The 21,910-nt window shown below is 65.9% G+C and carries 20 protein-coding genes; 7 read left to right on the forward strand and 13 right to left on the reverse strand.

The genetic code is table 11. From position 1 onward, the window contains the following. Positions 1–168: 168 nt before the first annotated feature. Positions 169–1,305 carry a DUF2827 domain-containing protein gene (locus tag NCR39_RS16445; protein ID WP_250453143.1) on the forward strand — a complete coding sequence of 379 codons (1,137 nt, stop codon included), beginning with the start codon at positions 169–171 and terminating at the stop codon, positions 1,303–1,305. Beyond that, positions 1,302–2,459, forward strand: a complete 1,158-nt coding sequence (locus tag NCR39_RS16450) for a DUF2827 domain-containing protein (RefSeq protein WP_250453144.1) — start codon at positions 1,302–1,304, stop codon at positions 2,457–2,459. The genes NCR39_RS16445 and NCR39_RS16450 overlap by 4 nt, the downstream gene beginning before the upstream one ends. 23 nt (positions 2,460–2,482) lie before the next feature. Here the strand turns inward: NCR39_RS16450 and NCR39_RS16455 are convergent, their stop codons facing one another. Continuing rightward, on the reverse strand, positions 2,483–2,968 hold the full coding sequence (locus NCR39_RS16455) for a 2,4'-dihydroxyacetophenone dioxygenase family protein (protein WP_250453145.1): 486 nt from the start codon (positions 2,966–2,968) through the stop codon (positions 2,483–2,485). Positions 2,969–3,085: 117 nt separating this feature from the next. Here NCR39_RS16455 and NCR39_RS16460 point away from each other — a divergent pair, with 117 nt between their 5' ends. From NCR39_RS16460 to msrB, 3 genes are all read left to right on the forward strand, one after another. Next, on the forward strand, positions 3,086–4,012 hold the full coding sequence (locus tag NCR39_RS16460) for an ABC transporter ATP-binding protein (RefSeq protein ID WP_250453146.1): 927 nt from the start codon (positions 3,086–3,088) through the stop codon (positions 4,010–4,012). Beyond that, entirely contained in the window at positions 4,009–4,770 is a 762-nt protein-coding gene (locus tag NCR39_RS16465) for an ABC transporter permease (protein ID WP_250453147.1), read from the forward strand. Before NCR39_RS16460 ends, NCR39_RS16465 begins: the two co-directional genes overlap by 4 nt. Before the next feature lie 85 nt (positions 4,771–4,855). Further along, positions 4,856–5,362, forward strand: a complete 507-nt coding sequence (gene msrB / locus NCR39_RS16470) for a peptide-methionine (R)-S-oxide reductase MsrB (RefSeq protein WP_250453148.1) — start codon at positions 4,856–4,858, stop codon at positions 5,360–5,362. 208 nt (positions 5,363–5,570) lie between these two features. Here msrB and NCR39_RS16475 read toward each other — a convergent pair whose 3' ends face one another. Continuing rightward, positions 5,571–6,731: a metallophosphoesterase gene (locus NCR39_RS16475; protein WP_250453149.1), complete on the reverse strand. Its 1,161-nt coding sequence runs from the start codon at positions 6,729–6,731 to the stop codon at positions 5,571–5,573. Positions 6,732–6,983: 252 nt separating this feature from the next. On the opposite strand from NCR39_RS16475, the gene NCR39_RS16480 reads away from it, so the two are divergent. After that, a complete protein-coding gene (locus NCR39_RS16480) occupies positions 6,984–7,598 on the forward strand; it encodes a hypothetical protein (protein ID WP_350029681.1) in 615 nt (204 codons plus the stop codon). 3 nt (positions 7,599–7,601) lie between these two features. Here NCR39_RS16480 and NCR39_RS16485 read toward each other — a convergent pair whose 3' ends face one another. Further along, on the reverse strand, positions 7,602–9,062 hold the full coding sequence (locus NCR39_RS16485; protein WP_250453150.1) for an NAD-dependent succinate-semialdehyde dehydrogenase: 1,461 nt from the start codon (positions 9,060–9,062) through the stop codon (positions 7,602–7,604). 10 nt (positions 9,063–9,072) lie between these two features. Further along, a complete protein-coding gene (locus NCR39_RS16490; RefSeq protein WP_350029682.1) occupies positions 9,073–10,368 on the reverse strand; it encodes a 4-aminobutyrate--2-oxoglutarate transaminase in 1,296 nt (431 codons plus the stop codon). Positions 10,369–10,647: 279 nt separating this feature from the next. On the opposite strand from NCR39_RS16490, the gene NCR39_RS16495 reads away from it, so the two are divergent. Further along, the gene (locus tag NCR39_RS16495) at positions 10,648–11,844 is read left to right on the forward strand and encodes a M20 aminoacylase family protein (protein ID WP_250453151.1); all 1,197 of its coding nucleotides are present in this window, start codon (positions 10,648–10,650) and stop codon (positions 11,842–11,844) included. A 9-nt stretch (positions 11,845–11,853) separates the two neighbouring features. On the opposite strand, the gene NCR39_RS16500 is transcribed toward NCR39_RS16495, so the two are convergent. From NCR39_RS16500 to NCR39_RS16540, 9 genes are all read right to left on the reverse strand, one after another. Next, positions 11,854–13,395: a methyl-accepting chemotaxis protein gene (locus NCR39_RS16500; RefSeq protein ID WP_250453659.1), complete on the reverse strand. Its 1,542-nt coding sequence runs from the start codon at positions 13,393–13,395 to the stop codon at positions 11,854–11,856. Between the two features lie 173 nt (positions 13,396–13,568). Beyond that, entirely contained in the window at positions 13,569–13,730 is a 162-nt protein-coding gene (locus NCR39_RS16505; RefSeq protein ID WP_187605169.1) for a hypothetical protein, read from the reverse strand. A 19-nt stretch (positions 13,731–13,749) separates the two neighbouring features. After that, positions 13,750–14,355 (reverse strand): glycosyltransferase family 9 protein, encoded by a 606-nt coding sequence (locus tag NCR39_RS16510; RefSeq protein ID WP_250453152.1) that lies wholly within the window; start codon positions 14,353–14,355, stop codon positions 13,750–13,752. Between the two features lie 288 nt (positions 14,356–14,643). After that, complete coding sequence (locus tag NCR39_RS16515; protein WP_250453153.1) at positions 14,644–15,138, reverse strand: hypothetical protein; 495 nt, start codon at positions 15,136–15,138, stop codon at positions 14,644–14,646. Between the two features lie 151 nt (positions 15,139–15,289). Further along, entirely contained in the window at positions 15,290–16,810 is a 1,521-nt protein-coding gene (locus NCR39_RS16520; RefSeq protein ID WP_250453154.1) for a UdgX family uracil-DNA binding protein, read from the reverse strand. A gap of 117 nt (positions 16,811–16,927) precedes the next feature. Next, positions 16,928–17,509, reverse strand: coding sequence for a nucleotidyltransferase family protein (locus NCR39_RS16525; RefSeq protein WP_250453155.1), 582 nt, complete (start codon positions 17,507–17,509; stop codon positions 16,928–16,930). 118 nt (positions 17,510–17,627) lie between these two features. Then, positions 17,628–19,850: a xanthine dehydrogenase family protein molybdopterin-binding subunit gene (locus tag NCR39_RS16530; protein ID WP_250453156.1), complete on the reverse strand. Its 2,223-nt coding sequence runs from the start codon at positions 19,848–19,850 to the stop codon at positions 17,628–17,630. Next, positions 19,847–20,836 (reverse strand): FAD binding domain-containing protein, encoded by a 990-nt coding sequence (locus NCR39_RS16535; RefSeq protein WP_250453157.1) that lies wholly within the window; start codon positions 20,834–20,836, stop codon positions 19,847–19,849. Before NCR39_RS16535 ends, NCR39_RS16530 begins: the two co-directional genes overlap by 4 nt. Positions 20,837–20,845: 9 nt before the next feature. Continuing rightward, the gene (locus tag NCR39_RS16540) at positions 20,846–21,541 is read right to left on the reverse strand and encodes a (2Fe-2S)-binding protein (protein WP_250453158.1); all 696 of its coding nucleotides are present in this window, start codon (positions 21,539–21,541) and stop codon (positions 20,846–20,848) included. Positions 21,542–21,910: the final 369 nt, after the last annotated feature.

Genomic DNA, 21,910 nt, shown 5'->3' on the forward strand with positions numbered 1-21,910 from the left:
GCGAATTCGTCGAACGTGGCGTGCGCGTCCGTCCGATCGCTGCGAGTTTTCCGAAAGTTCCACGGACGCCCGATTCGTCAAACGAGGGCTCGGGGCCAGTTGATAGAATCCCGCGCCGTCGAAGCGCGTTCTGCGGCGGGTCTTTTCGGAGTATTGAAAGTGGTGTCTATGAGAATCGGCATTTCGATGGCGAGTTACGAGGGGCAGAGCATCTGGTCCAACGGGATGGGCCAGAACATCGTCTTTCTCGCGGAACTGTTTCAGCGCCTGCCTTTCGTGGCGTCGGTCGATTTGATCGATGTCGGCGCGCTCGCCGCGATGCCGCAGGAAGTCGACGTGGCCGGCAAGAAGCTGCGCGTGATGAACATGCGCGAAGCCACCGACGCGGTGGATGTCGTCATCGAGCTGGGCGGCGCGCTCGACGTCGGCTGGCTCGACCTGATGCGCGCACGCGGGCGCAAGGTGGCGTTCCATGTCGTCGGGCAGCCGTATCTCGGGCTCACCGAGGCGGCCGTGTTCGAAAAGCCGGGCCACATGCCGCGCCCGGATCGCTGCGACGAAGTCTGGCTGCTGTCGAAGGACGCGCCGTCCGCGCCGGTCATGCGCACGCTGCATCGCTGCGACGTGTTCGAAGTGCCGTATATCTGGCATCCGCAGTTTCTCGAACGGCGCATGGCGGAGGTCGCGCAGCACGGCCACCACTACGGCTACCGGCCGCGCGCGGAAGCGGGCACGCGGGCGCTGCGCGCCGGCATTTTCGAGCCGAACATTTCCGTGCAGAAGACATCGAGCATTCCCATGCTCATCTGCGACGAAGCGTATCGTGCGGACCGCGAAAGCATCGCGTCGATGATCGCGCTCAACACGTTCCACATGAAGGACCACCCGACGCTGCTGTATCTCGCGAACTCGCTCGACCTCGTGCGGGATCATCGTGCGCTGTTCGAAGGGCGTCACGACATCGTGAGTTTCATGGCGATGCACGGCGACGCGGTCGTGTCGCATCAATGGGCGAACGACCAGAATTACGTCTATCTCGACGCCTTGCACGGCGGCTATCCGCTCATCCACAACTCGCCGTGGCTGAAGGACGCGGGCTACTACTATCCCGATTTCGACGTGCAGGAAGGCGCGCGGCAACTGCTGCGCGCGGTCCGCGAGCACGACGCGAATCTCGACGATTACCACGCGCGCAGCCGCCGCGTGATCGACGCCGTGAATCCGTTCAGCCCGGCCAATCTCGACGCCTACGCGCAACGCCTCATGCATCTCTGGAATCGCCCGAATCGGAGCGCCGCACGATGACCTCCGTCAGCCACGCAAGCAAGAAGACTGTCTCGCGCCGCCTGCGCGTCGGCGTGTCCGTGCACGTGCGCGCGGGCGGACAGTCGATGTTCGAGAGCGGCATCGCGCAGAACGCGCTGTTCCTCGTGATGCTGCTCGCGCGATCGCCGCGCGTGGAGGCGGTGTATATCGTCGCGAGCGGCGGCGGCACGCGCGAAGACGCGAAGCGCTTCATGGCGGATGCGCCCGCGCCCATCATCGAACCGGAATCCGCGCTCGGACGGCTCGACGTGATGATCGAATTCGCCGCGCAACTCGATCGCGAATGGGTGCTGAAGTTTCGCGAGCGCGGCGGCAAGATCGTGTCGATGCGCGTCGGCAACGACTACGTGCTCGACATCGAGCGCATGGTGTTCGGATTGCCGCCGGCGGGCCTCGTGCCGCAGGTTCCGTACGACGCCATGTGGACGCTGCCCGAGTACGAACGGTCCTGCAAGCCGTACTATCAGGCGCTCGGCCGCGCGCCGGTGACGATCGTGCCGCACATCTGGAGCCCCATGCTGCTCGACAAGGACGCGCGCAATCTGCCCGAAGGACTGCGCTTCGGCTACGTGCCGGGCAGGCGGCGCTGGCGCGTCGGCATATTCGAGCCGAACGTGTCGATGGTCAAAACGAGCTATGTGCCGCTTCTCGCTTGCGAATGCGCGCATCGTGCCGACCCGGACGTGATCGACGCGGTGCGCGTCTACGGCACGATGAAACTGAAGGATCAGCCGACGTTCGTCGAATTCGCTCGCAGTCTGGATGTCGTCCGGCACGGCCTCGCGTCGTTCGAGGCGCGCTTTCCTTTCGCTCAGATCGTGCCGCGCGAAGTCGATGCCGTCGTCAGCCATCAGTGGGAAAACGCGCAGAACTATCTGTATTACGAGGCGCTGCACGGCGGCTATCCGCTGATCCACAATTCGCATTTGATGGGCGATTGCGGCTACCGCTACGACGGCTTCGACTGCGAGGATGCCGGGCGCGTGCTGCGCACGGCATTCGAACGGCACGACGCGAATCTGCCAGCCTATCGCGCGACGGCGCAGGCGTTTCTGCGCACGCTGGACCCGCTCTACGAGGCCAACGTCCGCGCGTATTCGGACGCACTCGATGCGCTGTTCCGGAAGTCGTGATCGACGCAGGCAAGCCCCGCGCGTTAGCCGAACGCCGTGAGGTCTCGCGGCGTGATGCCCTGCGCGCGGCAATAGGCGGCGTAACGGTCCCAGCCGCTGCGCCAGCTTTCCGTGGCGAGCGTGCGTCCGCTTTCGTCGACGAAAACGAGATCGCCGTGAATGATGTTGAGCGTGACGATATCGTCCGAAGCAACCTCAGCGGACGGCGCGACGGCCTCGGGCGTGTGCGTGGATCCCGCCGTCTCGTACACGATGCTCCCTTGCTCCGCGATCCACTCGTGCTCGCGATACTTCCAGCGCCCCGCAACCGTATAAACGATGACCGTGCCCGTATGCCGATGACGCGGCATCTGGCCTTTCGCCGGCGCTTTCAGGAGCGCGATGGTTTCGCCGCGAATGGGATCGAGCTTGAAGTATTTGACGAACACGCGGTCGCTATAGGGCGTGAAGGGTATCCACGGCACGTCCGAGTCGTTGATGCAGGCGGTGTGTATGCGTTCGAACAACATGATGGCTCCTTGGCTTGACCGCTTATTCTATGCAGCCGCGCGAGCCGCGAACATTAGCCATTCGGACGACCCTCGCCATTTGAGCCGACTGGCGCGCTATCTGCTATCGTCCACGCCATGCCGAACATCATCGCTATATCAAACCTCTACAAGACCTACGCGTCGGGCTTTTCCGCGCTCAAGGACGTGAATCTGGAGATTCGCCGCGGCGAAATTTTCGCGCTGCTCGGGCCGAACGGCGCAGGCAAGACGACGCTCATCTCCACCGTTTGCGGCATCGTGCGGGCGAGCGAGGGCACGATCACGGTCGCGGGGCACGATATCCTCACCGATTACCGCGCCGCCCGCGCGATGATCGGTCTCGTGCCGCAGGAACTCACCACGGACGCGTTCGAGACCGTCTGGGCGACCGTCTCCTTCAGCCGGGGCCTTTTCGGCCGCGCGCCGAATCCGGCGCACATCGAAAAGGTGCTGAAGTCGCTGTCGCTGTGGAGCAAGAAGGACAACAAGATCATGACGCTTTCGGGCGGCATGAAACGGCGCGTGCTCATTGCGAAGGCGCTGGCGCACGAACCGGAGATTCTCTTTCTCGACGAACCCACGGCGGGCGTCGACGTCGAGCTGCGCCGCGACATGTGGAACCTCGTGCGCGCACTGAAGGCCGACGGCGTGACCATCATCCTGACGACGCATTACATCGAGGAGGCGGAGGAGATGGCGGATCGCATCGGCGTGATCAATCGCGGGGAAATCGTGCTCGTGGAAGAGAAGGCCGAACTGATGCGCAAGCTCGGGCAGAAAAAGCTCACGCTGCAGCTCGAACAGCCGCTCGCCGCCATTCCCGCGCCGCTCGCGCCTTACGCGCTCACGCTGTCTTCGAACGGCGCGGAACTCACTTATACCTACGACGCGCATGACGAGCCGGGCCGGATCATCGCGCTGTTGCGCCATGTCGACGAAGCCGGCGTGCGCTTCAAGGACCTGCAAACGACGCAAAGCTCGCTGGAAGACATCTTCGTGAGCCTTGTCAGGGAAGCCAAATGAATCTACACGCAGTACGCGCAATTTACCGTTTCGAGATGGCGCGCGCCGGCCGCACGCTGATGCAGAGCATCGTCTCGCCCGTCATTTCCACGTCGCTTTACTTCGTCGTGTTCGGAGCGGCCATCGGCTCGCGCATTCCGCAAGTCGACGGCATCGGCTACGGCGCGTTCATCGTGCCCGGCCTCGTGATGCTGTCGCTGCTCACGCAGAGCATCGCCAACGCGTCTTTCGGCATCTATTTTCCGAGGTTCACGGGAACGATCTACGAGCTGCTCTCGGCGCCGGTGTCGTATCTGGAACTCGTCATCAGCTACGTGGGCGCGGCGGCGACCAAGTCGATCATCCTCGGCCTCATCATCCTCGCGACGGCGCGGCTGTTCGTGCCGCTGCGCATCGACCATCCGGTATGGATGATCCTGTTTTTGCTGCTGACATCCGTGACGTTCAGCCTGCTTGGGTTCATCATCGGCATATGGGCGGACGGATTCGAGAAACTGCAGATCATTCCGCTTCTGATCGTCACGCCGCTCACGTTTCTGGGCGGCAGCTTCTACTCGATCAACATCCTTCCGCCGTTTTGGAAGACGGTTGCGCTGTTCAACCCGGTCGTCTATCTGATCAGCGGCTTTCGCTGGAGCTTTTACGGACTGGCCGATGTCGATGTCGGCATAAGCCTTGCGATGACGCTGGTGTTCCTTGCAGTCTTCGTCGCGATCGTCGCGTGGATCTTCAAGACGGGGTATCGGCTGAAGGCGTGAGTCGTGACGCGAGGTCAAGCGCGATGAAAAGTGCGATGAAAAGTGCGATGAGAAGCGCGACGAGAAATGAGAGGGCGTTCATCCGATGAAAATCATGAGGCGCACGAAACGCAATTTTCTCGGCGCGATGGCCGCGACGCTCGCGGGCGGCGTCGCGCCGTGGCATGCCGGAGCGGCCCAGGCGCGCGGCGGACTGCAACCGTCATACGAGATCGAGCACAGTCAGGCGCACTGGCGGCGGCGTCTTTCCGGCGAGCAATATCGCGTGCTTCGGCGCGGCGCGACCGAGCCGCCGTTCGCCAGTCCGCTTCTGCATGAACGGCGCGACGGCAGCTTCGCGTGCGCCGGATGCGGCCTGCCGCTTTTTTCGTCCGGTGCGAAATTCGACAGCGGCACCGGCTGGCCGAGCTTCTGGAAGCCGCTCGACGGCGCGGTCGGCACGGAGGCGAGCGATTCATCCGTCACGCTGGCCAATGAAGTGCATTGCCGGCGCTGCGGCGGGCATCTCGGCCACGTGTTCGACGACGGTCCGAAACCGACCGGCTTGCGCTATTGCATCAACGGAGCGGCGCTCGTTTTTCAACTGGCCTGAAAGCAACCATAATTAGGATTGTTCTAGTGGTCGCTGCGGGCCCGCTTCTTTAACTTGTCAATGCTTCGTCGGCGGGAATCCCGCTCGTCGATGAAGGGCGTTCGTTCATTCCCGTGTCCGGGCGCCGCGCTTTTCCCCAAGCGCCGGACGCGCGTCCCATCGGCGCGCGTCCACTTCCTCAGTCATCCTCTTCTTGTTTTTCTGCCCGTCATGCCGTCGGCGAAACCAGCCGCACGCGCGTGATTTCCGAGGGCGCGCCGAGCCGCTTCGGCGGTCCCCAATATCCCGTTCCGCGGCTCGTGTAGACCCAAAGTCCGTTGAACTTCACGAGTCCCGCGACGAACGGCTGCTGCAGCCGCACGAAAAAATTCCACGGCAGGAACTGGCCGCCGTGCGTGTGTCCGGAAAGCTGCAACGTGAAGCCGGCTTCGGCGGCGGCCGTCGCGCTGCGCGGCTGATGCGCGAGCAGCACGCGCACGGTCGCTTCGGCGGGTGCGCCGCTGATGGCCTTCGCCGGGTCGCTTTGATGCGCCGGGTCGAAGCTGCCCGCGCTGTAATCGGTGACGCCGGCAATCACGGCCTGCGCGCCATCGTGATTCACCACCACGTGCTGATTCAGCAGCACGTTGAGCCCGAGCCGCCGGAACTCCGCGATCCACTTGTCCGCGCCCGAATAGTATTCGTGGTTGCCGGTGACGAGAAACGCGCCATGACGCGCGCTCAGTTGCGCGAGCGGGCGCGTATGGTCGGCGAGATTCGGCACCGCGCCGTCCACGACATCGCCGGTGACGGCGATCACGTCCGGTGCGAGGCCGTTCACCGCCGCGACGATGCGCTCCACGTAATGCCGCTTGATCGTCGGTCCGACGTGGATGTCGCTGATCTGCACGATGGTGAAGCCGTCGAGCGCGGCGGGCAGACCGTCGATCGGCACATCGACGCTCACGACCGGCGCGCGCCGCCGCGCGTTGTAGAAGCCGATCGCCGACGACAGCACCGCGAGCAGCGGCACCGCCAGCGCGCTATAGGCGACGAGCGCGGGCGAACCGATCGGCGCGCCCCGCATCCAGTCGACGAGATGCACGACGAGCAGCAATACATCGCGCGCGAAAGTCAGCAAGAGCAGCGACGAAAAGAACCCGAGCGCGGTCAGGCCGAACCACGCGAGGCGGTCGGAGAGCGGCTGCGGTTCGATGTTGCGCGCCATCATCCCGAGCGGAATGAGCACGAGCGACGCGACGAGCCATGCCGCCGCGAGCACCTTGAGCGGCATGCCGACGGGCGCGGCGGGAATGAGCCGCACGCCCACGTAAAGATGAAACAAGACGCCGATGCCGATGAAACGAAGAAAGAATGCGGAACGTCGCATAGCGCCCCTGTGGGAATCGATGAAACGGCGGCGATGCACGTCAGTGCAAGGTTCCGCCAGCAGCCGATTCTACCGTTTCACTATCAATCACGCCGTAGTCACTGTGAATGGCGTCGAGATACACGATCTTTCACAATCGATTAGACATTTCTCTGAGCCGCCCACGACGCATAGCGGGATTCGATTTTCACCGCGCCGACAAAGTGATATTGAATGCGTGGCACGACCAAGACCAACAAGGAATCAATGAACATGACGATGAAACGCCGGGCACTTTCGATTCTCTTTTTGACGTCCATCGCCGCAGCCGGCGGGGCGGCATCGGCGCAAAACAGCGACGATCTCAACAAACAGGCGCAGCAGGTGATTGCCGAAGTGCCGCCGATACACGTTCAGGCGACGATCACGGGCATCGATCCGTCGAGCCGCATGGTGACGGTTCGCGGCCCGCGCGGCGATGCGACCGTGCTCGTCAGCAAGGAGGTGACGAACTTCGATCAGCTTCGCGTCGGCGACAAGGTGGACGTGCTCTACAAGAACGCGCTGCTCGTGACCGCGGATAAGGTCAGCGGAAGCGGCAAGGGCGTGCGCAAGCGCGTCGATACGCAGACCTACACGCCGGCATCGGACGCGGGTGGCGTGAGCGGCTTCGAGTCGTCGCGCAAAATGGAAGTGCTCGCGACGGTCGAGAAAGTCGACACGAAGCGGCACACCATCACGCTGCGCGGTCCGTGGCGCACCGAAACGCTGGACATTCCGCCGGATTCCGAAGCGCTGAAGCTGAAGAAGGGCGACACGGTGCACGCGGTGTTCGTGTCGGCGGCGGCCGTCAAGGTGACGCCCACCGACGCGAACGCACAGGAGTAAGCGTCACACCGCCATGCACAGATACTTGATGACGAGATAATCGTCGATGCCGTAGTGCGATCCTTCGCGGCCCAGCCCCGACTGCTTGACGCCGCCGAAGGGCGCGACTTCGTTCGAAATCAGCCCGGTGTTGATGCCGACCATGCCGTATTCGAGCGCTTCCGCCACGCGCCACACGCGGCCGATGTCGCGGCTGTAAAAGTACGCGGCGAGTCCGAATTCGGTGTCGTTGGCGAGGCGGATGACTTCGTCGTCGGATGAGAATTTGAAAAGCGGCGCGAGCGGCCCGAAGGTCTCTTCTTTCGCGATGCGCATGCCGGGCGTGACGCCGGTCAGCACCGTCGGCTCGAAAAAGCCGTGGCCGAGCGCGTGACGCTTGCCGCCGGCGGCGACGGCCGCGCCTTTGGCCAGCGCGTCGTCGATATGCGATTCGACTTTCTGCACCGCCGCCTCGTTGATCAGCGGCCCGAGCGCCACGCCGCTTTCCGTGCCGCGCCCCACTTTCAGTTCGCCGACGGCATCGGCCATCTTGCGCGCGAAGGCGTCGTAGACGCGCTCGTGTACATAGAAGCGGTTCGTGCACACGCACGTCTGTCCGCTATTCCGATACTTCGACGCAATCGCGCCTTGCACGGCGGCGTCGAGATCGGCGTCGTCGAACACGATGAACGGCGCGTTGCCGCCCAGCTCCAGCGTGACCTTCTTGACCGTCGGCGCGCTTTGCGCCATCAGCAAGCGTCCGACGGCCGTCGATCCGGTGAACGACAGCTTGCGCACGATCGGATTGGCCGTCATTTCGCCGCCGATGGCTTTCGGGTCGCCGGTCACGATGCTCAACACGCCCTTCGGCACGCCCGCGCGCTCGGCGAGCACGGCCAGCGCCAGGGCGGAGAATGGCGTGGCCTCGGCGGGTTTCACGACGATCGGACAACCCGCCGCGAGCGCCGGGCCGACCTTGCGCGTGATCATCGCGGCCGGGAAATTCCACGGTGTAATGGCGGTGCAGACGCCGATCGGCTCCTTCGTCACGACGATGCGCTTGTCGGCGGCGGGCGTGGCGAGCGTATCGCCCGCGACGCGTTTGCCTTCCTCCGCGAACCATTCGATGAACGACGCCGCATACGCAATCTCGCCCTTCGCTTCGGCGAGCGGCTTGCCCTGTTCCGTCGTGAGAATGAGCGCCAGGTCGTCGGCGTTTTCCATCATCAGCTCGTACCAGCGGCGCATGACGGCCGCGCGTTCCTTCGCGGTCTTCTTGCGCCACGCGGGCCACGCGGCGTTCGCGGCTTCGATGGCGCGGCGCGTTTCAGCCGCGCCCATTTGCGGGACGCGGCCGAGCGTCTCGCCGTTCGACGGATCGCGGACTTCGAACGTGGCGTGATCGTCGGCGTGTTGCCATTCGCCGTCGATATAGGCTTCGTGACGCAGCAGCGCCGCGTCTTTCAGTTGGTCGCGCAGGCTCATGTCGTTTCCTTCAGGCCGCCGCGCCGATCTTCTCGCGCAGCGCTTCGTCCAGAATGCCGAGCGCTTCGTCGAACACGGCTTGCTGGATGGTCAGCGGAAACAGGAATCGCACGACATTGCCGTACACGCCGCACACGAGCAGCAGCAGCCCGCGTTCGAGCGCGCGTGCCTGAACGCGCTTGGCGTAGTCGGCGTCCGCTTCGCGCGTGCCCGGCTTGCAGAATTCGACGGCGATCATCGCGCCGGGGCCGCGCACATCGGCGATATGCGGAACTTCGCGCTTCATGGCTTCGAGCTTCGCCTTCAGCGTGTCGCCGAGTTGCACGGCGCGCTCGCACAGCTTTTCCTCGTCGATGATGTCGAGCACCGCGTGCGCCGCCGCTACCGCCAGCGGATTGCCCGCATACGTGCCGCCGAGACCGCCGGGCGCGGCGGCGTCCATCACGTCCGCGCGGCCGACGACGCCCGACAGCGGCATGCCGCCCGCGAGGCTCTTGGCCATCGTCATCAGGTCGGGCTCGACGCCGTAATGCTCCATCGCGAAGAGCTTGCCGGTGCGCGCGAAGCCGGTCTGCACTTCGTCGGCGATCAGCAGGATGCCGTGTTCATCGCAGATTTCGCGCAGGCCGCGCACGAATTCCACCGGCGCGGGATTGAAGCCGCCTTCGCCCTGCACCGGTTCGAAGATGATCGCGGCGACGCGCTTCGCTTCGACATCGGCCTTGAACAGATGCTCGATGGCGCGCAGCGAATCCTCGACCGACACGCCGTGCAGCGGATTCGGGAACGGCGCGTGATAAACGTCCGACGGGAACGGCCCGAAGCCGATCTTGTACGGCGCGACCTTGCCGGTCAGCGCCATGCCCATCAGCGTGCGCCCGTGAAAACCGCCCGTGAAAGCGATGACGGCGGGCCGCCCGGTCGCCGCGCGCGCGATCTTCACGGCGTTCTCGACGGCTTCTGCGCCCGTCGTGAAGAACGCGGTTTTCTTCGGCTGCTTGCCCGGCGCGCGCGCGTTGATCTTCTCGGCGAGCGAGACATACGACTCGTACGGCACGACCTGATACGCGGTATGCGTGAAGCAATCGAGCTGCGCGCGGATGGCCTCGACGATCTTCGGATGCCGATGCCCCGTGTTGCACACCGCGATGCCCGCCGCGAAATCGATGAAGCGCCGGCCCTCGACGTCCCACAGTTCCGCGTTCTCGGCGCGCGCCGCGTAGAAGTCGCACATGATGCCCACGCCGCGCGGCGTCGCGGCGTTCTTGCGGGCTTGCAGGTCGGCGTTTTTGAGAGGGGCGTTCACAGCGAATCTCCTTTTCCGCGTCGGCGCGGCGGTCGGTTTGGTGTCTATCGTGGCGGCAGCCCCGATACAGCGCCGACTATAGTGAGATTTGGCTCTTCCGTTCAGAGCCATTTCATTAAATGCGGGGGAGCCATTTTTGCCGAGCGCTTCGCTGCGACGTGCAAAAAACGCACAGTCACATCGGCGAAACTGGCAAGCGGCGCGCGAGTGGAGGATCATGTGCGCCTTTTCACGCTGCGTCCGTTCGCCGCGTGGTCAATCAGCAAGGGCATTCTTTCAATGACGACCGTTTCGTCCGCTTTCCGCTTCACCGAAATCGCCGATCTCTCCGACGACGCGCCCTCGTTGCGCGAGATTCGCCATGACATCCATCGTCATCCGGAACTGTCTTACGAAGAGACGCGCACCGCCGCGCTCGTCGCGGAAAAGCTCGGAGAATGGGGCTGGCAGGTGACGCGCGGCGTCGGCGGGACGGGCGTCGTCGGCACGTTGAAGGCGGGCGAGGGGACGAAGAGCATCGGTTTGCGCGCGGACATGGATGCGCTGCCGATCATCGAGCAGACCGGCAAGCCGTACGCGAGCGCGACGCACGGCAAGATGCACGCGTGCGGCCACGACGGCCACACGACGATGCTGCTCGGCGCCGCGCGCCATCTCGCGCGCACGCGGCGTTTCAGCGGCACGGTGCATCTGTATTTTCAGCCGGCGGAGGAGCACGGCGTGCCGAGCGGCGCGCAGCGGATGATCGAAGAGGGCCTGTTCGAGCGCTTTCATTGCGACGCCGTGTTCGGCGTGCACAACCATCCGGGCGCGCAGCCCGGCACGTTCCTCTTCCGCAAGGGGCCGTTCATGGCGGCGGGCGACCAGGTGTCGATCGTGATCGAAGGCGTAGGCGGCCACGCGGCGCGGCCGCATCTTTCGGTCGATCCGGTCGTCGTCACGGCGAGCATCGTGATGGCGTTGCAGACGATCGTCGCGCGCAATGTCGATCCGGCGCAGCCCGCGGTCGTCACCGTCGGCTCGATGCACGCGGGCACGGTCAACAACGTCATTCCGAATCGCGCGACGCTCGAACTCTCGGTGCGCTCGTTCAGCCCGCAGGTGCGCGCGCTGCTGAAGCGGCGCATCGGCGAACTGGTCGAATCGCAGGCGGCGAGTTACGGCGCGAAGGCGACGGTGTCGTATATGGAAGGCTATCCGGTCGTCGTCAATTCGGATGCCGAAACGGAATTCGCCGCCGAAGTGGCGCGTGAACTGGTCGGGGACGAGAACGTCGTCGCGCACGCGGACCTGCTGATGGGCAGCGAGGATTTCGCGTTCATGCTGCAGGAACGGCCGGGGACGTTCCTGCGCATCGGCAACGGCGCGGGCGAGGACGGCTGCATGGTCCACAACCCGCATTACGATTTCAACGACAAGAATCTGCCGGTCGGCGCGGCGTACTGGGCGCGCCTCGTCGAGCGATTCCTCGCGTGACCGGACGCGTCACGCCGGAAGCCTGAAACTCCCGATCGCCTCGCGCAACCCATCCACCTGATCCTTCAGCGAATGCGCGGCGGCGGCGGCCTCTTCGACGAGCGCCGCGTTCTGCTGCGTCACCTGATCCATTTCGACGACCGCGCGGTTCACCTGTTCGATGCCCGCGCTCTGCTCGCGCGACGCGTTGCTGATCTCGTCGAGAATTTCGTTCACGCGCCGCACCGATTGCACGATCTCGCCCATCGTCGCGCCCGCGTTCGAGACGAGCGACGCGCCTTCGTGCACCGTCTGCGTCGACGTTTCGATGAGCGCCTTGATCTCCTTCGCCGCCGTCGCGGAACGTTGCGCGAGGCTGCGCACTTCCGCCGCGACGACCGCGAAGCCGCGTCCCTGTTCGCCCGCGCGCGCCGCTTCGACGGCCGCGTTGAGCGCGAGGATGTTCGTCTGGAACGCGATGCCGTCGATCACGCCGATGATGTCGCCGATCTGCTGCGAGCTTTCGGTGATGCGCGTCATCGTGTGGATCACGTCGTCGACCACGCCGCTGCCGCGCGTCGCCACGTCGGCCGCCTGTTCCGCGAGCCGCGCCGCCTGCGCCGCGCTCTCGGCGTTGTGCTTCACGTTGGCCGTCATCTCGTCCATGCTCGACGCCGTCTGCACGAGCGCCGCCGCCTGTTCCTCGGTGCGCTGCGACAGATCGGTGTTGCCCGCCGCGATTTCCGACGCGCCGACGTTGATGTTCTCCGTGCCGTCCCGCACGCGCGCGACGGTCTGCACGAGGCCGCGCTGCATCGTCGAAAGCGCGTGGAGCAGGCTCGTGGTGTCGCCGGGGCGCACGTCGACGGTCGCCGTCAGGTCGCCGCGCGCGATGCGGTGCGCCGCGCCGACCGCCAGTTCCAGTTCGCCGCCGAGATGGCGCTTGATGCTGCGCAGAACGACGAGCATCGCCACGGTCGCCGCCGCGCCGAGCATCGCGGTGATCGCGAGCCAGCGCAGCGCGCTTGCGTAAAACGCGCTCTGCACGTCGTCCATGTACATGCCGGTCACGAGATACCAGTCCCACGGCGCGAAGCGCTGCGCATACGAGAGCTTCGCGACCGGCTTGTCGCTGCCCGGCTTCGACCACAGATAGTTGACGAAGCCGCCGCCCGGCTGATCGCCCGCCTTGACGATATCGACGAACAGCCGGTTGCCCGCCGGATCGGTGTACGCCGAAAGATCCTGGCCGATCATCGCGGCTTTGATCGGGTGCATCACCATGGTGGGATGCGAATCGTTGATGGACAGATAGCCGTCCGTGCCGTAGCGGATCGCGCCGACGACTTCGAGCGCTTTTTTCTTCGCTTCGTCGTCCGTGAGCGTCTTGTTGGCGGCGAGCGCCGCGTAGTGCGAAACAATCGCGTGCGCCTCGCCGACGAGCGTTTTCAGCTGCTCCTTGCGGTCGTCGATCATCGACGATCGGTTCTGCCACGCCCCGATCACGCCAATGGCGATCAGGCCGATCCACAGCACGGCAATCAGCGAGCCGAGCTTTTTGTTCAGGGTCATTCCGTTCATGTGTGCGCCCGCTCTCTTTCCGGTCTTTGCAAGGTCTCGAATCGTCTTTTTCGACGATGCGACGGCGCGTGCCGCCGCATGCCTGCTTTACGGCGGGCGGGCGGCGGACTATAGGCGGGGATTACCCGATGCCCGCGGGCGCGGCGGCATCGGGGAAGCGGGCGTCAGAAGCGCCGGATCGGATCCTTGTCGGGCGGCGCGTCGGGATGCTGCGGCTCGTCCGGACGATGCCCCGGCGAGGGCGGCGTGAGCGGATCGGCTTCGGGATCGCGGTTCGGGTCCGCGATCGGATCTGGGACGGGACTCGTTTGCATGTCGAATTTCATTTTGGCTCCCGAAAGAAAGTCAGAGCGCATCGTGCGCGGCCGGCATGTGCAGCGTGAAAGGACGGCCGGGATGCGCGTGCTCCATGTCCGACAGTTCGGCGCGGGCGCGGCGCGTGATCGCGTCGCTCGCGGTGTCGCGCGGATGTTCCTCCAGCACGATGTGCGGCGTGCCGAGCGCCCGCGCGACGGCCACGGGCGAGGGCGCGGCGGCGTCGTCGGAGAGGAGAAGCTGCGCATCCGCGATCAGGCGCGGCAGCGTGCGCGGCCCGATAGCGCCGGCCAGAAAGAGCGCGGCGGTCTGCATCGCGCCGAGCACGCCGGCGGTGCGCTCGGGATCGGGCGCGTCGCCGATGATCGCGACCTGCCAGCCATCGGCGGCGAGCTGGTCGGCGACGTCGGCGTACCGGTCGGCCGGCCACGCGGGCGCGGCATGATGGCTGCCGGGATGGATCAGCACCAGCCGCTCCCGTTCGATGCCGTGAAACGCGACGAGCTCGTCGTATTCGGCATCCGACAGCGCGTCGTCGGACGGCGAGCCGCCGGGCGAATCGGGGATCAGCGCCGGGGCGAGCGACAGTTCGGGGGACAGCGCTTCGGCTAGCTGGGAAAAGGGATTGGCTCGCATCCTGACTCCTGCAAATGGCGTGGCCTCGTGTTTCGACCGCGCATGACGGGCGCGCGGCGGGCGTGGGAGGCATTAGGTTCAGCACGCCTCGTGCCTATCGTGCCTATCGCGGCTGTCGGGACTATCGGGACGGATCATGTCATCTCATCGGTATTGAAGGTGGTGGGGCGGGGATCGTCAAGGCGCGCCTGTCGCGGCTTGTCGCTGCTTGTCGGCCCGAAAAGCAAAAACCGCCGCCCTGCGCATGCAGGAGCGGCGGTTTTTCGACGCCGGAAGGGAGTCCGGCGCTCAAGTCTCCGAATGGCCGTCCTCGGCGGGCAGCGTCTTCGGCGTGAAGGCTTCGGCGCGGCGGCGAATGCCGTCGACTTCGCCGGTCACGAAAGTGCGGTTGTCGGCCGCGAGCGCCTGCTGATACGACGCGCCTTCCGGCACGCGATGCAGCAGCGCGCGCAGTTCGCCCTGCGTGGTCTGCTCGACCGGCTCGTAGTCGTAGAGCGCGAGCTGAAGTTCGGCGCGCTCGTGCAGCAGGAACAGGCACGACGCGAACACCGCGACGCCCAGCACTTCCTGCGCGCCGAAGCGGAACTCGTGCGGCACGGGCGAGAACGTGAGCCACGCGACGAACGCCGCGCCGACGAGCGCCAGCGCGATGGTCGCGTTCAGCAGCCAGCCGGCGCGCGCGATGAGGCGCTCCCGTTCGCTATGCAATTGCCCGGCCGATTTCGGCACGAGCGCGGTCAGGGTGTGTTGCTGGCGAAGAACTTCGAGCGGCAAAGCGGCCATGGAATATCGTCTCGACGAATGGGCGCCGAAAGGCGCGACATCGGTTCAACGCATGGCTTACACGATCGTTGACTAGCCTTTCGTTTTGTTGCTTCCTGTTTCGTCCTGTTGCCTCCTGTTGCATTCGCCGATGCCGATGCCCGGCACGCCGTCAGCGCGTGCGATCCTTCACGGGCGTGCGGACCGTGGCGGTGCCGTCGGCGATCTGCTGCGCGAACACGAGCGCCTCGACGATCGTGCCGAAGACTTCCTCGCGCACTTTTTCGTCGGTCAGGCGCAGCAAATACGACGGATGATAGGTCGGCACGACGATGCGCCCCTTGTGCTCGATCGTCTTGCCGAGATACTCCGACAGCGCCGTGCGATGCCCCGTCAGCGCCTTCAGCGCCGTCGCCCCGAGCGCGACGACCACCTTCGGCGCAATGCGCGCCAGCTCTTCGTCGAGCCAGTAGCGGCACGCCTCGCGCTCGCGCTGCGACGGCGTCACGAGCAGCCGTTCCTTGTCGCCGCCGGCTTCCTGCGCCTGCTCGTCCCACTTGAAGTGCTTCACCGCGTTCGTCAGAAAAAGCGATTCGCGCGTCAACTGCGCCTCGCGGATGGCGTCGTCGAGCAGCTTGCCCGCCGCGCCGACGAACGGCTTGCCCTCGCGGTCTTCGCTGTCGCCCGGCTGCTCGCCGACCAGCATGACGCGCGCGTTGTCCGGCCCCGTGCCCGGCACCGCCTGCGTGGCATTGCGCCAGAGCGAGCAGCGCTTGCACGCGTCGAGCGACGGCGGCGCCTTCAGCGACGTGCCCTTGAGCGGCTCCAGGTCCGTATTGAGCGGGACTTCCATGTCGTCCGGCACGTTGCGCGGTTCGCGGTCGCGCCGCGTATACGGGTCCGCGCGGGAGATCAGCGCGGGATCGGCGCGCTCGTTCGGCGGGCTCTTCCAGTAGCGCACCGGCATGTGCGACGCCATTTCGACGGCGTTTTCCAGCGCCGGCGCGAACGTGCTCTCGTAATAGGCGAGCCACAGCGCCTCGATGGCGTCGCCGCTCACCGCCTCGCCGCTCATGGAATCGGCGCTCTCGCCGAAATCCATCGGCTTTTCTTCCGGCTCGCTCGTGCGGTCCACGCGCAGCAGCGCGCCGTCCCAGAAGGCCGCGCCGTGCGGCGTGGCGATCATCCACGTGGCGCTGCCCATGCGCGTGGCGAAGTGCATGGCGGCGTGTTCCAGCAGGTCGTGCACCGGCTCGCACCAACTGATGAACTCCGGCGGCCCGAGCGACGCGTCCCGATGCCGGAAGCGCAGCGTCTTGCGCATCTTGCTTTCCTCTACCTGCACGGCTTCGATCATGCGATTCAGCCGATGCCCGTCCGCGTCTTCCGGCGATGCGACCGCGCGGTCGCCCTGCGTCCAGCGCCACAGCACCTTGTAGAGAAACGGCCAGCGGTCCCGCGCGCGGTAACACGCGGCCGTTTCGAGCATGGCCAGGAATTCGCGGGCGATCTTCACCGGCTTGGGCGCGTTTGGGTCCACCGGGCCGCAGGGCGGGGCGATGGTGCCGAACACCGTGGCCGATGCAGCCGACTCGCGCCAGAGCACGTCTTCCGGCGCCACGCCCTCGGTGACGAGGGAGCGCGCGACGGTGCGCCATGCAGCGAACGATGGGTCGAGGATGACGCTTTTCATCGGAAACCGGAACCAGAAAAGGCTGAAAAGTACTGTATATCCATACAGTATTCTAGCGATGACTCTGGCTTCGCGGCAACTTTTTTGGGATGGTCGTGCCCTTTTGCCGCGACGGTTTTATTGCAGATCGGCTGGCAGATCGACGTCGCGCAGCACGTTGGGATCGTCGACATCGATGGCGAGCGGCTTCACGTTCGCGAAGATGCCGCGCGCGCCGGCGTCGCCGTCGAGCGAAACGAGCGCCTCGCGATGCGCCATGCCGAATCCCGCCGGATGCCCCCGCGAGCCGCGATAGAACGGCGCGACCAGTTCCGCGCCGCCGTCGAGCGCCCGCGCGACGGCTTCGATCGTCGCGGGCTCGATCCACGGCATGTCGCCGAGCGCGACGATCCAGCCGTCCGCCTCGGATGTCGCGCGCACGGCGGCGGCGAGCGTCGCGCCCATGCCGCGCTCCGCGTCCACGCTGAAGATGACGTTGCAGCCGGCTTCGTTGAGCACGTCGGCCAGCTTTTCCGCGCCCGGCCGCACGACCGCGACGACTTCCGTCGCGACCGCGAGCAGCCGCCGCGCGGACTGAAACACGACCGGCGTGCCGTTCGGCAGCGGGGCGAGCAGCTTGTTGCGCAGGCCGGACGGGTCGAAGCGGGTGCCGAGGCCCGCCGCCAGCAGGATGCCGGTCGCGTTCGACGAATAGGTCATCGCGCTGCTCGAGGAAAAAGGGAGAAGCCGATTGTGCAGCGCGTCGAAGATGGCGGCAAGCGCGCAAAAAATCGCGCCGCCCGCGCTTGTCACGCGGACGGCGCATCGTTGCCCGCGCTTACGCCATCGTCGGTCCCATCACCTTGTCGAGCGTGATCGGCAAATCGCGCACGCGCACGCCCGTCGCGTGATAAATCGCGTTTCCGAGCGCCCCCGCCACGCCCGTGATGCCGATTTCCCCGATCCCGCGCGCGCCGAGCGGATTGATATGCGGGTCCGGCTTGCCGACGAACGAAATGTCCAGCAGCCCGATATCCGCGTTCACCGGCACGTGATACTCCGCGAGATTCGCGTTCGTATAACGGCCGTAGCGCGCGTCGAGTTCGCTCTTTTCCAGCAGCGCCGAGCCGACGCCCCACACGATGCCGCCCATCAACTGGCTATGCGCCGTCTTTTCGTTGAGGAGCGTTCCGACGTCGTACACCGCGACGATACGCGGCACGCGGATGACGCCGAGATCGGCATCGACATGCACTTCCGTGAACACCGCGCCGAACGAGTGGAACGAGTACTCCTTCTTCTCGTCGCCGGGGCGCGCGGTGGCGATCGCCTCGATCGGCTTGCCGCCGTTTCGCGCGATGATCGCTGCGGCCGGATCGCGCTTGTCGGGCGTGGACACGCTCACGACCCAGCCGTTGCTCACGGTCACGTCCTCGCGCGGAAGGCCGGCGACGGGCGATCCGCGATCGGCGATGGCCATCGCGATGAGCTGATCGCGCGCCTGTTTCGCGGCTGCCTGCACCGCCGGCGACACGCTCGCCGCCGATTGCGAGCCGCCCGACACCGGCGCTTTCGGCAGCGACGAATCGCCGAGCGCGAAGCTCACGTAATCGAGCGGAAAGCCGAGCGCGTCGGCGGCGACCTGCGTCATGATCGTGTACGTGCCGGTGCCGAGATCCTGCGTGCCAGAGGCGACCATCGCGGTGCCGTCGGGCAGAATGCGCGCCACCGCCGACGCCTCGCTGCGATTGGCCGGATATGTCGCCGTCGCCATGCCCCAGCCGACGAGCGTATTGCCTTCGCGCATGGAACGTGGCGCCGCATTGCGCTTCGACCAGCCGAATTTCTCCGCGCCTTCCCGGTAGCAATCGACGAGCGCCTTGCTCGACCACGGCTTCTTTTCCTGCGGCTCCATGTTCGCGTGATTCCTGATGCGGAACGCGAGCGGGTCCATGCCGAGCCGATACGCCATTTCGTCCATCGCCGATTCGAGCGCGAACGAGCCGCTCGTCTCGCCGGGCGCGCGCATGAAGGTCGGCGTGCCGACATCCAGCTTCACGAGCTTGTGCGATGTCGATTGATTCGGCACCGCGTACAGCATCCGCGTGAGGATGGCCGAGCTTTCCGTCCAGTCCTCGAACGTCGAAGTCGTCGAGATGACGTCGTGGCGCATGCCGGTCATCGTGCCGTCGGCGCGCGCGCTCACCTGGACGCGCTGCTCGGTGAACGGCCGGTTGCCGACCATGCCGAACATCTGCGGACGTTCGAGCACGAGCTTGACGGGCCGCCCCGTCTGCTTCGACGCCATCGCGGCGAGCACGACGTGCGACCACGCCGAGCCCTTGCAGCCGAATCCGCCGCCGACGAACGGGCAGATCACGCGCACGTTGTCGTCCGGGATGCCGAAGAACTTCGCCACCGCGCTCTTCGCGCCGGAGACGCCTTGCGTCGCGTCGTAGAGCGTGAGCTTCGGGCCGTCCCAGCGGGCGAGCGTCGCGTGCGGCTCCATCGGATTGTGATGCTCGTTGGGCGTCGTGTAGACGGCGTCGAGGCGCGTCGGGCCTTGGCGCAGGCCGGCTTCGACATCGCCGCGCTGCGTCGTGATCGCGCGGCCCATCATCTTTTCCGGCTGATACGCGGACGCCCGGGCGCGCGCGAAATCCGCGTTGGGCGTCGTCGCTTCGTAGCGGATATCGACGAAACGCGCCGCGCCTTGCGCGTGCTCCAGCGTATCCGCGACGACGACCGCCACCGGCTCGTTGCTGTAGCGCACTTCGTTCGTCTGCAAGAGCGTGAGCTTGCGCACGGCGGGCGGCTGCGCGTCGGGGACGCCGCCGTTCGGCAGTCGCATCGCGTTCTGATGCGTCATCACGAGCAGCACGCCGGGCATGGCTTGCGCGCGGCTCGTGTCGATGGAAGCGATGCGCGCCTTCGCCACCGTGCTCGTGACGAGCACCGCATGCGCGAGCTTCGATTCGCTGTTGTCGCCCGAATAGCGCGCCTGGCCGGTGACTTTCAGCACGCCGTCGGTGCGGTCGAGCGGTTGACCGATGACACTCATGCGGCACCTCCTGCCTGTTCGATGGCGCGTACGATCGCCCGCTGCGCGAGCGTCACCTTGAATGCGTTGTCGCGCTGCGGCTTCGCGCCCTGCACGGCGAGCGCGGCGGCGCTTTGCAGCGTCGCGCGGTCGAGCGTCTTGCCGACGAGCGCCGCTTCCGTCGCGTTCGCGCGCCACGGCTTGTGCGCGACGCCGCCGAGCGCGATGCGCGCGGTCTTCACCGTGTTGCCGTCCATCTGCAACGCCGCCGCGACCGAGACCAGCGCGAACGCATAACTCGCGCGGTCGCGCACCTTCAGATACTTCGAGTGATCGGCGAAAAGCGGCGGCGGCAGATCGACCGATGTGATCAGTTCGCCGGGTTTCAGCGTCGTGTCGAGATCGGGCCGGTCGCCCGGCAGCCGATGAAACTCCGCGAACGGAATCGCGCGCTCGCCATCGCGGCCGCTCACGCGCACGACGGCATCGAGCGCGGCGAGCGCCACGCTCATGTCGGACGGATTCGTCGCGATGCACTGGTTGCTCGCGCCGAGAATCGCGTGAATGCGAGTGTTGCCTTCGAGCGCCGCGCAGCCGCTGCCGGGATTGCGCTTGTTGCACTGGGGAAAGGCGGTGTCGTAGAAGTAATAGCAGCGCGTGCGCTGCATCAGATTGCCGCCGACCGTCGCCATGTTCCGCAATTGCGCCGATGCCCCCGCGAGAAACGCCTGCGACAGCAGCGGGTAACGCTCGCGCACCCACGTGTGATTGGCGGCGTCGCTGTTGCGCACGAGCGCGCCGATGCGCAGGCCGCCGTCCGGCAGCGTCGTGATGGTGTCGAGTCCGCCGATATGCGTGATATCGACGAGTCTCGCGGGCCGCGCGACGCCGCCCTTCATCAAGTCGAGCAGATTCGTTCCGCCGCCGATGTACACCGTGCCGGGCTGGCTGCCCGCCTGAATCGCCGAGCCGATGTCGGCGGCGCGCTGATAGGAGATCGCGTCCATGTCGTCTCCTTAGCTGCGCGTCGAGGCGACGACTTTCACCGCCGCCACGATGTTCGGATATGCGCCGCAGCGGCAGATGTTGCCGCTCATGCGCTCGCGGATTTCGTCGTCGGAGAGTTGCGGCGGACGGTAGCGCACGTCGGCGGTCGCGGCGCTCGCATCGCCCGCGCGGTATTCGTCGATGAGCGCGGTCGCCGAACACAACTGGCCCGGCGTGCAGTAGCCGCACTGGAACGCGTCCTTGTCGATGAACGCGCGTTGCATGGCGCTCAGCGTATCGGCGGCGGGCGCGAGGCCTTCGACCGTCGTGACGGATTCGCCGTCGTGCATCACGGCGAGCGTCAGGCACGAATTGATGCGCTTGCCCGCGACGATCACCGTGCACGCGCCGCACTGGCCGCGATCGCAGCCTTTCTTCGTGCCGGTCAAACCGGCGTATTCGCGAAGGGCGTCGAGCAGGGTCGTGCGCGCTTCGACTTGCAACTCATACGGATGACCGTTGATGGTCAGCTTGACGGGCATCGTCGGTGCGGCGGAAGGCGGCATCGGCGCGGCGGCGGGCGCGCCCGCGTTCTGTTGCTGCGCGTGGGCGAGCGGTGCGGCGGTCACGGCCGCCGCCGCTGCTGCCGATTGCAGGAAGCGCCTGCGCGACGGTTTTTTAGCCGCGTCGTCGGGGCCGGAAGAATGCGTGTTGTCTGGGGACATGGCGAAAGAAGGCTCCTCGCTCGTTCGGAAGGGCGCCATGCGGCTCGGGTCTTGTGAGGCTGTCCGCATCGCGGCCGATGCGACGTCGGTCCGCGATGCGCCGATGCCCGAGTCCGTGGGGCGTGGCGGGTGCGCGCGAGCGATGTTCGCCATCCGTAAGACGACCGAACGTTCGCCCGCGCGCGACCGTCATCCACAGCAACTTGGATGCCAAGCGCAGTGCGATCAGCCTGGGAGCGGCGAGTTGCGCCGACTTACGCGGATGTCATGGACGAAGCAAGTAAAAGCTGCATGACTTCGTAAATTCGCGTTTGCCGTCGGCGCGCGACGGTTTCAAACGGCCTTCATGCGGGCCTTCGCTTGATGACC

The sequence above is a fragment of the Caballeronia sp. ATUFL_M2_KS44 genome, assembly GCF_023630965.1.
Taxonomy (GTDB): Bacteria; Pseudomonadota; Gammaproteobacteria; order Burkholderiales; family Burkholderiaceae; genus Caballeronia; species Caballeronia concitans.